The organism is Aeromonas sp. HMWF015 (genome assembly GCF_963878965.1).
Taxonomy (GTDB): Bacteria; Pseudomonadota; Gammaproteobacteria; order Enterobacterales; family Aeromonadaceae; genus Aeromonas; species Aeromonas veronii.
Map to the genome: position 1 here is coordinate 1202 of NZ_CAWNZT010000259.1, position 1375 is coordinate 2576.

The 1375-nt window shown below is 37.7% G+C and carries 1 protein-coding gene; it reads right to left on the reverse strand.

Translation table 11 applies throughout. The features are described 5' to 3' along the window. Positions 1-560 precede the first annotated feature (560 nt). Positions 561-1375: winged helix-turn-helix domain-containing protein (locus AACS18_RS13555; RefSeq protein ID WP_181363447.1), on the reverse strand; the 815-nt coding region annotated here is incomplete at its 5' end.

The window sequence follows — 1375 nt, forward strand, 5'->3', positions numbered from 1 at the left end:
GTAGTTGGGATCCACGTCGCCCCAGACGCTGACTAGCTAAATATGGCGTTAGTGAGTTGAAACGATCTCTATGAATCGTACACACTTTGGAAACTACACGGTGTATAAGTGTCAAAATTTCTTCACATACATAATGATATTGTTATTTCTATTCATGTCGAATATGCTAAACTTCTTGTCATGATAAATCATTTTTATGGTTTCTTCTTGAGAGAAGCCTACTCTAGCTACCATGCTTAGATAAAGATTCGCACCTTCCCTCCTTAATAAGGTAGGGGTGTTTGTTTCTTCCATATTATATCTAAAGGAATAAGTTCCATCTGTGTCGTCATCAATGAAGTACCCTTTCGACAAGAAAGTTGCAATCTCACCTAAGGATGGTGAATTTAAGTACGTATGTGAGATGAACTCTCCATTTTTCATTTTGGTTACGATGTGGATGTTGGTTGTCTCTTTTCCAACATAATATAGTGATGCTTGATACTCACCATCTGTGGTTAGTCTTTTGTCGACATATACAAAACTTGACCAAGTTAAGACTAGAGAGAGGAGTGTAATGATTATATTGCACATACATGCCCACCCTCAGATATGACGCTCTTTATCTTGCATAGTCCTTTGGCATAGTTTTCTTCACGGAATGTGAATGACACGCTTTTATTTTGACCAACAGTAAATGATATGTTGTAGTATCCGGCATTATTTTGCACAAATACCATGGAGCCTGGATAGGGCAGAGAAATTATTTTTTTTAACTCATCAGTGACTACGCTGCCTTTCCGAGTAATGACACTCATTGATTTATTATCTATTTTGATTGTGGATTTCTCGTACTCTTTGGAAAGGTACACTTTATCCAAATCATTGGAAATCACAAATGAGAAATTATATATACTAATCATAATTAGGATAGCATTTAGTGGGATGAATGCGCGCTCTGACAATGACTTAATAAATGAGATGTTCTCGCTTAGTTTAACATCGATTTTTGGGGGCTTGCAGATTGATTTATTATGGGAGTTGATGGAAATGGTTTCTCCATGAGATATGGTGGAGGTGCCGAGTTCATTTAGAAATGCAGTCGTTGGCTGGAGCTCACAGACTAGGCGATATCCAACCTTCGGTATCGTAACTATGACCTCATCAGTTACACCTAATTCTCTTAATCCCTTTCTTATATTGGAAATCGATTTTGCTAGTGAGGAATCAGTGACGATTCTCCCCTCCCATGCAAAACTACTTATCGCTTCCTTTGATACAACCTCACTGTGATTTTTTGCTAGAAGATGTAATGTCATGGATTCGGCATAAGCTAGCTTAACCCGCTTGGAAGTATTAGATAATTCACCCTTGAAGGGAATGAATTTTATATGAT